The organism is Streptomyces sp. NRRL F-2664 (assembly GCF_000719345.1).
In the GTDB taxonomy this organism is placed as follows: Bacteria; Actinomycetota; Actinomycetes; order Streptomycetales; family Streptomycetaceae; genus Streptomyces.
In genome coordinates, this window is sequence record NZ_JOFX01000086.1 from 1 (window position 1) to 10,340 (window position 10,340).

8 protein-coding genes and 4 pseudogenes are annotated in these 10,340 nt (G+C 68.5%); 4 read left to right on the forward strand and 8 right to left on the reverse strand.

The window, feature by feature from the left end:
* The 4 genes and pseudogenes from IF89_RS48280 to IF89_RS0133445 all read right to left on the reverse strand — a co-directional run.
* Nucleotides 1–181, reverse strand: a pseudogene (locus tag IF89_RS48280) (IS701 family transposase); the annotation flags it as partial.
* A gap of 1,101 nt (nucleotides 182–1,282) precedes the next feature.
* A pseudogene (locus tag IF89_RS0133435) lies at nucleotides 1,283–1,491 on the reverse strand (IS110 family transposase); the annotation flags it as partial.
* 821 nt (nucleotides 1,492–2,312) lie between these two features.
* Nucleotides 2,313–2,972 (reverse strand): DUF4360 domain-containing protein, encoded by a 660-nt coding sequence (locus IF89_RS0133440; protein WP_030776192.1) that lies wholly within the window; start codon nucleotides 2,970–2,972, stop codon nucleotides 2,313–2,315.
* A 49-nt stretch (nucleotides 2,973–3,021) separates the two neighbouring features.
* Nucleotides 3,022–3,669, reverse strand: coding sequence for a DUF4360 domain-containing protein (locus IF89_RS0133445; protein ID WP_030776194.1), 648 nt, complete (start codon nucleotides 3,667–3,669; stop codon nucleotides 3,022–3,024).
* A 938-nt stretch (nucleotides 3,670–4,607) separates the two neighbouring features.
* On the opposite strand from IF89_RS0133445, the gene IF89_RS38775 reads away from it, so the two are divergent.
* Both IF89_RS38775 and IF89_RS0133455 read left to right on the forward strand, forming a co-directional pair.
* Entirely contained in the window at nucleotides 4,608–5,459 is an 852-nt protein-coding gene (locus IF89_RS38775; protein WP_043194727.1) for a hypothetical protein, read from the forward strand.
* A 127-nt stretch (nucleotides 5,460–5,586) separates the two neighbouring features.
* Nucleotides 5,587–5,790 carry a cold-shock protein gene (locus IF89_RS0133455; protein ID WP_030776197.1) on the forward strand — a complete coding sequence of 68 codons (204 nt, stop codon included), beginning with the start codon at nucleotides 5,587–5,589 and terminating at the stop codon, nucleotides 5,788–5,790.
* Nucleotides 5,791–6,146: 356 nt separating this feature from the next.
* On the opposite strand, the gene IF89_RS0133460 is transcribed toward IF89_RS0133455, so the two are convergent.
* The 3 genes and pseudogenes from IF89_RS0133460 to IF89_RS48285 all read right to left on the reverse strand — a co-directional run.
* Nucleotides 6,147–7,637 carry a peptide MFS transporter gene (locus IF89_RS0133460; RefSeq protein ID WP_030776200.1) on the reverse strand — a complete coding sequence of 497 codons (1,491 nt, stop codon included), beginning with the start codon at nucleotides 7,635–7,637 and terminating at the stop codon, nucleotides 6,147–6,149.
* A 521-nt stretch (nucleotides 7,638–8,158) separates the two neighbouring features.
* A complete protein-coding gene (locus IF89_RS0133465; protein WP_199820605.1) occupies nucleotides 8,159–8,455 on the reverse strand; it encodes an integrase core domain-containing protein in 297 nt (98 codons plus the stop codon).
* Between the two features lie 4 nt (nucleotides 8,456–8,459).
* Nucleotides 8,460–8,675: pseudogene (locus IF89_RS48285) on the reverse strand (transposase); the annotation flags it as partial.
* Nucleotides 8,676–8,719: 44 nt separating this feature from the next.
* Between IF89_RS48285 and IF89_RS49800 the strand changes: the two are divergent.
* Together IF89_RS49800 and IF89_RS49805 are read left to right on the forward strand one after the other, a co-directional pair.
* Complete coding sequence (locus IF89_RS49800) at nucleotides 8,720–8,860, forward strand: hypothetical protein (protein WP_420706998.1); 141 nt, start codon at nucleotides 8,720–8,722, stop codon at nucleotides 8,858–8,860.
* A gap of 219 nt (nucleotides 8,861–9,079) precedes the next feature.
* Nucleotides 9,080–9,457, forward strand: a complete 378-nt coding sequence (locus IF89_RS49805; protein WP_420706999.1) for a transposase — start codon at nucleotides 9,080–9,082, stop codon at nucleotides 9,455–9,457.
* Between the two features lie 6 nt (nucleotides 9,458–9,463).
* Here the strand turns inward: IF89_RS49805 and IF89_RS45135 are convergent.
* Nucleotides 9,464–10,032: pseudogene (locus IF89_RS45135) on the reverse strand (transposase family protein).
* Between the last annotated feature and the right edge of the window lie 308 nt (nucleotides 10,033–10,340).

Sequence of the window (10,340 nt, forward strand, 5' to 3'; positions counted from 1 at the left end):
TGAAACCGGTGTCGTCGATGATCAGCACGCCGCCCGGCCCGAGCCGTTCGGCAACATGGTCCCGCACGTCGTCACGGACCGCGTCTGCATCCCAGACGCAGACGCTCGAGTCCAGCAACCTCTGAAACCCATCCGGAGTCCGGTGACCTGCGTATTCGGCCAGCTGCAGCCCGGCGCGCCGAGCAGGCGGCGGTCACCACCCGCCTGCAGCGCAAACGCGCCGAGGGGAAGTCTCACAAGCAGGCCGTCCCGGCTCTGGCAGGCGTGGCCTCAACGTGTTATGGGTCCTCATACGCGACGGCAAGGCCTTCGAGCTCAGTACCTCGCTTCCGTAGCGGCATGAACCCGTCACAAGGCGTCACCGCTCTGGCTCGACCAAGATTGGGCAATCCCTGCTGTTCTTCACACCATCCAGCTTGCTGACCGGTATCGGTCCAGGTCCTGGAAGATGTCTGGCCGTCCGTGGGGAAACCCGCGGCCATGAGTGGGGTGATGGGCGGTCGCTTACGGCGGAGTATCTGCTGGCCGCCGTCGAGGCCGTCCGCGCCTTTCGCTGGAGGCAGAGGCGGGTGGAGGATCCATTCCTCGTGGAGCCCGACGACGACGGCGGCGGCCAGGGGCTGACGGCTCTGCTGTGGAAGAACTGGCTGCGGTCTGAGCCGCCAGCCGCAGGGGCCGTATCCGGATCGGCCCCTCCACGCGCAGAAGCCCGCCGGGAGGGCGGGCTCGAAGGCTGCGGCTCGGGCTGGTGCGAAGACTGTGCTGGGCGGGTCTACTCTCAGACTGGCTACTGCCGGGCCTTATACCCGGGCGAGCGGTTGCCGCACCAGCCGCGCATGCTCCTCATGTCACGGACTGTCCCCACTGGCCGAAGCTAGTGATTTTCTGTTGTTTTCAACCGGTTGCATCTACGACCATACGGACGCCCCGGCGCGGCCTACCCCGGCCGGCCGGGCCCCTGAGAGGACGACATCCGGCTCCCCCGGGCGGACGCCACCGCTTGAGACTCCTCGGTGCAGAATTGGCGGCTGTGCCGGTGGGCGAGGCGGTTCGGCAACGGCAAGCGGTGATGTGGTGCTGACTGCGGCACGGCGGAGCATGAAGCCGGCTGCCGACCCCTTCCGGCCCCGGCCGGCCCCGGGACGGGGGCGGTGGATCGCGGGTGGGGGCAGAACGGGCCGGGCTCCGGCGGCCGCTGATCTCTGACATCTCATCCCACCCCCGCGGCCGCCCGCAGGCCGCTCACCCCGGACCCCCGCATTCCGACGGCGCTACCCGGTCGAGCGCGGCCGGAGATGTCCACCGCCCATCGCACCTCATCAGCGCGTCAGCGCGTTCCCTGGCGGTCTCGATGAGGGCGAGGAGCTGGCTCTCGTCATTGATCGCCTTCGTCGAGAACAGCGTCTCGCCGTCGCTGTCGAGGGCCACCGCCCGATGGTGCCTCTTGCCGGCGTCGATGCCGACCCGCATCCGGCTCTGCCGCGTGCTCAAGCCTGTGGCTCCGTATCTGTCGTGACCAGCACTCCGTGGTCCGAAGAACACTCCGCCGACAGGTCCCTAACCAGCGATGACCGCAGTTCTCAATCAGTGGTCGGAGCGTCCCGGAGGACCGGGCGGCCAGTCCTCCCGAGCCATCGACGGCAACCAGTCATCAGCCGCACCCGGTCCTCCCGGACCGCCTCACATGCTTGACACGCCATAGCGGCCCCGGGGGCCGGGCGCGCCGTCGCGGGCATAGGGCCCCCGCGCCCAGCCCCGTGCGTCCCACTCTGCCATCCCGGCCGCAGCGTGTTCAGCTGGCGGCAGTGCGGCGGTGTGGAAGGAGCGCGAGCGTCTTTCCACACCGCCGGGCCGGCCACCGCGAGCGGCTTGCGATCGCCGGGGACTTGCGCTGCGCCCGCCTAACCTGGCCCGGGAGCCGACCCCGGCCCCGTTGAAGGCCCGCCGCGAGTTCGGTGCCAAGGCGGTGGCCCACAGCCGGGCGAGACGCAGTCGGCCGGGGTTCAGCGCAGAACGCGCGAGGGCACGGGCCTGGCGAGTGCAGCCCGTCAGCGCGACAGCCTCCTGCGATTGCCTGACGGGTTGAAGGCTTCCGTCACCTGTTCTGCGAGCCGCTCAGCGGTCAGGCCGGCACTTCCGTCGGAGAAGGCGGCCTGAACCGGACTGCCGCCGACAGGCCCGGGTCGGCCTCAGCGGTGCCAGCAGACTGCGCGGGCAGCACCGGTGTACGGTGCGGGCGACAGTCCCCGCTTGCGGCGGAGCGGGGACCCTTCTCGGTGCGCCGGCACGGACTCCCTGCTATGAGGGCGGGGTCACGGCATGCCGGGGCATTCCGTCCATGCGAGATGGTATTCCGTGCTGACGCTGCCGTCGGTGGAGTCCATGGTCATGAAGCTTGTCTGGGTCTTCGGGTTGGAGGTGCCTGCGTTTACCCGGAGCTCAGTGTTGATGTTGAAGTTGCGCTTTTCCCCGCAGGGAGCCCAGACCAGGTCGGCGTACTCGGTGCGGTCGGTAGCCTGCCAGTTGTCGTCGTACGGCCCCGCGAAGTAGTGCGACCTCTGGGCGGTCTGGGGCATGCCCTGGAAGTAGTAGTTGGCCCGTTCCATGGCGCTGGCCCCCTGCTGCAGGGAGGCGTATCCGCGGTAGTCGGCCTGCACGATCGCGTAGGTGAAGCCGGACGGTACGTGGACGCGTAGGTTGAGCTGGCAGTTCCTGCGGAATTCCAGGGGGGACGCGTTAGGCCCGACCTGGGCGAGGTAATCGCTGTATGTGACGGTGAACGCGGTGTTGTCGGGAGCGACTGCCACCTGGGCGGTCCCTTCCGGACAGCCGGTGCCGTTCACGCTCACGAGGTCGATGACGATCTTGTCGGGAGGTGCGGGGAGGCTTGGCTTGGCGGCACCGGCGTGCGCAGGTGTGCCGAGGACGAGCAGCAGCGCGGCAGCGCCGCCCGCGAGGACAGTGCGGAACATGGACTCCTCTTTCAGCCTGTTGGTGAGCTGTGGCGTGGGTGCCCGGTGGTCATGCCGCCGGGCATTCCTTCCAGGCCAGGTGGTACTTCGTGCTGACGCTCCCGTCGGTGGAGTCCATGCCCATGAAGCTCAGATTCTGAGGATTGGAGGAGCCTGTGTACACGCGCAGCTCCGTGTTCACGTTGAGGATCCGGTCCTCACCGCACGGTGCCCAGACGAGGTCGGCGTACCCCGTCTCGTCGCTTGCCTCCCAGTTGTCGGTGTAGGGGCCGTTGAACTGGTGGGTGACGCGGGCCGTCTGCGACATGCCCTGGAAGTAGTAACTCGCCCGCTCCTGGCCGAAGGCGCCGCGCTGCAGGTGGGCGAATCCCCGGTAGTCGGCTCTGGCGACTGCGTAGGTGAAGCCTTGCGGGACATGCACTCTGAGGCCGAGCTGGCAGTTCTTTCGGAAGTCCACGGGGTTGGAACCCGCCCCGGCCTGGGCCAGGTAGTCGCTGTAGGTGACGGTGAACGCCGTGTTGTCGGGGGAAGCGGCCACCGCGGCGGTGCCCTGCCGGCAACCGGAGCCGTTGACTGTCTGGACCTCCACGGTGATCTGGCCGGGCGGATCGGTGACCGGCTGTGCCTGGGCGGGTGCCGCGGCGAGGATCGCCGCCATACCCACCGCTCCGCCGACCAGCAGGTGTCGCACTGTCATGGCATCTCCTGTTCTTCAGCCTTGAGGGGAGCGAACAGATCAATGGCGCGCATTGACGCGCCCATGACAGCAAAAACTTCGGGCAGCGTGAAGGACCTGTGTTCATTCCACGGGTTTGCCGCGAAGCAGGTGTCCGGTTTTCGTGCAGCCGCCACAGATAGCGGAGGGCGGGCCCCTGCCGCCAACCTGCGGGCAGCCCTCCCGCACGACGCATACCGCCAAGTCAGGTCCAGGCCATTCGATCGGCTCAAAAGTATTCGGCCCTGTCCGCACCGGCGGCGGCGCAACAGGCGGCGGCACGAGCGCCCGCAGCAACGATCGCGAGGAGCCTGGAGGCCGCTGACGCGTCACGCCCCACGGGTCGGCGTCTCGAGAAGTCGGCTTCTTCCGCGTTGCCTCTCCAAGGTGCGGACGGCTCGGTTCCCTTGGCGTGAGTGTGCGCGGCTGACGCGGGCTTGGCGGCAGATCCGCCGGGCTTTGAGCCGTGCTGAAGGGTGTGGCAGAAGACAGGCCGGTGTGGTGCCTGACGTGCTGCTTCACCGTGCCGGTTGTGCATGGTGGCGACGGCCTGGACCGCGTGCTGGAGGCCGCCGCCCCCTTTGCCGGTAGCCGCGGAGGATCTTCCAGTTCTTCATGCGGGCGAAAGTGACACCGCCCCAGCTCGCCGGGGTTCAGGGCGGGTGAGCACCCGGCAGGCAGTGCAGACGCCGTCCCGGAGATGCTCCGGTCACGGCCCGGACGGCCCCACAGTCCTGCAGGGCCGGTTCACGCGCGGGCCGGACCGTCCTTCACCGCCACCCCCGGGCCTGGCACCCGTGGCTGCCTCTTGCCGCCGCGGCTACCCCGGCAGCCCCTTCCGGCAGGCCCCCGCGCCCCCCGTGCCGAGCCGGGGTGTGGCGTTCAGCCCTGCCGCAGCACGAGCCAGGGAACCTGGACCGGTGAACACGCAGACCAGCCACACCGTGGTGCGCCCCTACCTGCCGCGAGACCGGGAGCGGCTCCTGGAACTGATCGAGGGCGACCGGCTGCCCGGCCGCCCGGCGGTGACCGCCGACATGCTCGGGCACGTTCTCGCCAGCTGCTGCCCTGGGGACGCGGTCCCCTCCCTGCTTCAGAAACCGCGCACGGACGTGGCGGTCGGCAGCGCTGGCGAGGTCGTGGGCGCCATCGGCTGGGCTCTGAGCGAACACGGGGGCGACGGGCTGCTGCTGTGGCTGCACTGCGCGGAGGACGACCAGCACGTCGCCCAAGTGCTGGTGCGGCACATGCTGGAACACGCCGGGCGGCGCACCGTGCACGCATTGGCCACACCGACAGCGATGTCCTTCGCGGGCCTGCCCGTACACAACCGCCGGGGCAGTGCACTTGCGCTGGAGGCTGCGGGATTCCGCCGCCAGGACGGCTGGAGCTACCTTCGCTGCCTCCCTGGCACCATCCCGCGCCTGCCGTACGGGGCCGCCGACATCACCGAAAGCACCGGCCCGCACGGGTGGTACATGCGGCTGCGGACAGGCAGCGGCACCCCCTTCGGAAGAGCGGTCGTCAGCCGCCCCGTCGATGGGACAGCAGTGCTGGAATGGATCACTCTGGACTCTGAACACGGGTCCGGCCACCTGCACCTGCGGCACTGCCTGGCCCGCCTTGCCGACCTCGGCATCCGCGAGCTCACCGTCCTCCTCGACATCCCAGCCGGCTGCGCCTGCGACAGCACCGGTCCGGCAGCACAACTCCACCGGCAAGCCGGCTTCCAGGAAATCGACCAGCTCCACCCCTACACCCGCCGCCTGTAACCCGGCCCTGCACCAGCCTGCCTCGGCATCCCGGGACTTCACTGCGGCAGGGATGGCAGACTTCCACCAGCGGGCGCTTCCCAGCGAAGCACCCGGCACTACTTGCGAGCGAACAAGGATATGAGCGATGGCAACTGGCACCGTGAAGTGGTTCAACGCTGAAAAGGGCTACGGCTTCATCAGCCAAGACGACGGGAACCCGGACCTGTTCGTCCACTACTCAGCCATCCAGGGCACCGGCTTCAAGGAACTCCACGAAGCCGACCACGTCGAATACAGCGTAGTGGGAGGCCCCAAGGGACTCCAGGCAGATCAGGTCACCCGCCGGTAGCCGAACAAGCCGCAGGGCCGCGGGTGCGGTGTCCGTCCGCCGACGTCTCGGCGGACGGCCGGGGCCGCGGCTCCTGGAACCGGCAGGGCGGAGACACCCGCACCCAGTCGGCCGCGCCAGCCACTGCGCCGCACTTCGCCCCGCCCGGCAGTCGGCCGACGCCGTGGGGCTGACTCGGGGCGCGCGTGACGCCGGTCCCCAAGACCCAGTTGTGGTCTTGGGGACCGGCGTTGTCGTTCCACCCCCACGAATCGCCAACAGCGTCGGCCAGTCGGCCGGGCGGGGCGGAACAGGCCCGAATGAAACGACATCGCCAGATCACTGCGGCGACCCCGTCTGCGGTGGGCGGGAGCGCGTCAGTGGATGCCGCGCATGAGCAGCTTGACCTTCTTGCGGTACAGGTAGACCGCAATGCCGGCGAGCGCAGCCAGCGCGCCCTGGCTGGCGAACCAGCTTTGCGTGTCGGTCGGCACACCGCACAGCTGGAGCAGCGCGATGGTCGAGTCGCCCGCGGTAACCGCGAGGAAGAAGACGCCCATCATCTGCGAGCCGTACTTCTTCGGGGCCAGCTTGGTGGTCATCGACAGGCCGACAGGGGAGAGGCACAGCTCGCCGACGGTCTGGATGAAGTACACCGAGACCAGCCACATCGGGGTGACCTTGCCGCCGGCGGCCGCACCCTGGGCGATCATCATGATGCCGAAGGAGAGACCCACCATGACTAGGGCGAAGGAGAACTTCGCCACGGTACTCGGCTCCTTGGAGCGGTGCGCCAGCGCCACCCACAGCCAGGCGAAGAGCGGGGCCAGCGCCATGACGAACAGCGGGTTCAGCGACTGGAACCAGCTCTCCGGGAAGCCGAAACCGAACAGCATGGACTCGGTGTGGCCTTTGGCGAACAGCGACAGGGTCGAACCGGTCTGGTCATAAATGGCCCAGAAGATCGCCGCGGCGATGAAGAACCACACGTAGGCCGACATCCGGGACTGCTCGACGGGCTCCAGGTCGCGGTCGCGCTTGATGCGCAGCAGTGACCAGGCCGGCAGCACCAGGCCGAGGACGGTCAGCGGCCACAGGGCGTAGTTGATCGTGAAAACGCCGGCCAGCCCTATGAGCGCGTACGCGGCGGCAGCGACGCACAGCCATACCAGGCCCTTCCTGACAACCGCGGACTTCTCAGCAGCGCTCAAGGGGTCCGGGACCCGGCTCGAGACCGGGTTCAGATGGCGGAAGCCGATGAAGTAGAAGAGCAGACCCAGCGCCATACCGGCACCGGCCATGGCGAAGCCGATGTGCCAGTCGAGCTCTTGGCCGACCCAGCCGATAGTCAGCGGGGCGGCAAAGGCACCCAGGTTGATGCCCATGTAGAAGATTGTGAAGCCGCCGTCACGACGCGGGTCGTTCTTGTCCCTATACAGCTGGCCGACCATCGTGGAAATGTTGGCTTTCAACACACCCGAACCGGCCGCGATCAGCGCCAGGCCGACGAAGAACGAAGCCGTGGACGGGACCGCCAGCAGGAAGTGCCCCGCCATAATCACCACCCCGGCAACGGCGACCGCTTTGCGGGCACCCCACACGCGGTCCCCCAGCCAGCCGCCCGGAAGGGCGAGCAGGTAGACCATCGCGTTGTAGACGGAGTAGATCGCGACCGCCGTCGCGTCGTTCATCCCGAGGCCGCCGTCGGCCACATTCGCGGCCAGGTAGAGCACAAGCAGCGCGCGCATGCCGTAGAAGCTGTAGCGCTCCCACATCTCCGTCATGAAGAGGAAGGCGAGGCCGCTGGGGTGGCCGAGAAAGGTCTTCTCGCCGGTGGCGGCCGAGCCCTTCGTCAGGCTTGAAGCCATGGTCAATCCTTGCTTGCTCGGGACGCCGCACTTCGTGAGCGGGGAGGGCCGGTGACGCGCACCGTCGCGCGTTAGGGGCCCGGCCCACAGCTCCTCGATGAAAGGGGCGGGAACGTTCCCCCGGGATCAGTCACCCGAGGAGGGGGTAGCGTGCTGAAAGCCGGTGAGCAGCGCCTAACCCTTAAACCGGACAACGGGCAGGGCCCGGATCGGCTCCGCGCGGTGCTGCAGCCCTACAAGCCGGAGGCTCGGTTGCCCCCGGGCCGCGAGGGAATACCCGCCGGCTGCGGTGACCCCAATCTCGCATAGCGGTGACCCGTTCCGCTTCCCCCAGGGCGCCTGATTTCGCCGGCGTTTCGCTGGGGGCCGATCAGCGGACAAGACATGCAGATGAAGGCAGGGCTGCGTGGCAGGCCAACACGGCCCGGCCGTAAAGGACCGGGCTTGGAGGTTGCACGACTGGCTGCCGTGGTGGTCCCCTCTGAGCTTGTCCGCTTTGACGGACACCTTTGGCGTGGTGGTTAGGCTGCGAGTGCGGCCTCGTAGTCGGCGTGGCTGAGGTAGCCGAGGCTGCCGTGGAGCCGGTGCAAGTTGTACAGCCTTCGGTTTCCACCCGGAGGTCGCGGTTCGGCCGGCTGTCCGGGGGGCCGGTACTGGGCGCCCAGCTCGTTCTTCAGGGCGGAGAAGAACGACTCCGCGAGAGCGTTGTCCCAGCACTGGCCGGTGCGGCCGACGGACAGCCGGACGTTGAACTCTGCTGCCAGCAGACCGAAATCGTGGCTGGTGCACTGAGCGAGTTCAATCCGTCGTTGCAACACCGGGCTATTGCAGTGAGCGTAGCTGTTCGTCGAAAGACCTCGGCCGGTGTCCGCCAGCCGAGGATCTTGCGGGGCCGGTTGCTGATCGTCAAAGCAACAGCTCGAGGTCCGCGGACGACCAGCGGGAGAGATTCGCTGCCTCCTGGGAGATGCTTACGCAGCAGCCCGTTCGTGTTCTCGGCCGTTGCCAGGGCGAGTGCGGGTCGGCGAAGAACACTTTCGCCCGGATCCGCGGCCTGCCCACCCCACCCCAGCCTCGAGCGGGTGCTCGGCCCGAGACTGGACCACGCCGCCGTCACCTGGCTCCTCGAGCGCTACGGATCCCCGGCCGCCCTGCGCAAGGCCGACCGTCGCAGACTCGCCGAGGCGATCCGGCCCAAGGCCCCCGCATGGCCACCCGGCTGACCGACGACGTCTTCGACGCCCTCGACCAACAGACTGTCGTGGTCTTGGGAACCGGCACCCGCGACGCGTTCCTCCCGTCGCTGGCCCGCTCGCCGACCGCAGTCCACGACCAGCGCCGGGCGCTGGAAGCCCAGACCATCACCCTGCTGGAGCCCGCCCTCTTCACCAGGTCCCGACCTCGATGCCCGGGAGCCGTCAGCCAGGACCGCCGCCGTCCTGCTGGCCACCGCCGACGACGGCACCGGCTTCCCCGGCGCCGCCCGCCTCGCCTCCGACGCCGGCCTCGCCCCACGGCCAGATCGCCGGCAACCTCCACGGCGAACACGCACCCGCGGCGGAAACCGGCAGCTCAAACCCGCCATGTTCCTCTCCGCCTTCGCCTGCATGAACGTCGGCCCCGCCTCACGCGCCTACTGCGACCGGCAAAGAGCCCGCGGCAAAACCCACACCCAAGCCCTCCTCCGCCCCGCCCGCCAACGCATCAGCGTCCTGTCTGCCATGCTCCGCGACGGCACCTTCTGCGAAGCCCGGACCCCAAGGCATGACCACCCCAAACAACCACATACCCGGCACCACGTCCGTAACGAAGAACATTGAGCTTCTTCAGCACTGCTTCTCCAGGGTGGGGACGGCCTTGGTCATTGACGTGAGTGTGTTGGGGCTGACGCGGGCTCTGCGGAAGATCCGCCAGGCCTTGAGTCGTGTGAAGGCTCGTTCCACGGGTGAGCGGAGTCGGGCGTGTGCCCGGTTGGCGGACTTGTCTTTGATGGTGAGGTCACGGCTCGGTGCTTCTTGACGGATGTCGCGAACGTTCCGCCGGCGCCTTGGTAGGCCTTGTCCGCGAGGGCGGGGATCTTTTAGGCGTTCACAGAGCGTGAGATGTTGTGTATGCGGGCGGCGGTGACGTCCGCGGTCCGTGCGGGCATGGCCGGTGAGTACCAGATGAGTCCACCGGCCGCACCGGTGACCGCCTGGATGTTCACCCCGTGGCGGCGGTGCTTGCCTGAGCAGTCGTCCCGGCCGTTGCCGACACGGTGGCACTCGGCGAGCGTGCCGTCGTGCTTGCGCAGATACACGAGTGCGATCAGGGCCCGCTGAGAGGCAGGCAGCTTGCACCGGCGGTCACCCTCACGGGTGGCACCTGCACACGCCACCCCCGCCGGCAGCCGCATGGGCCGTTCGGAGGAAAGACAGCCGTCCCGGGGGCCTGTTCTTCTGGACAGAATGCCTGACCGATATGTTCCTCTCTCCCCGGAGTGCGTCCGTGCCTTCCCCTTATTCTCCTCTGTCTTCCGCTGCCGCTTCTGTGCGGCGTGTCCGCCGGAATGGTGTGGCCGGCCTGCTGGCCCTGGCCGCTGCCGGCACCGTCGTCGGGGAGAGCGCGGGTGAGGCGTTCGCCGCTCCGGGTTCCCGCTCTGCTGCCGCCACGGCGGCTGCCGCGACGGCGGCGGTGCCGGTGTCGGGTGTGTTTGCGCCGGGT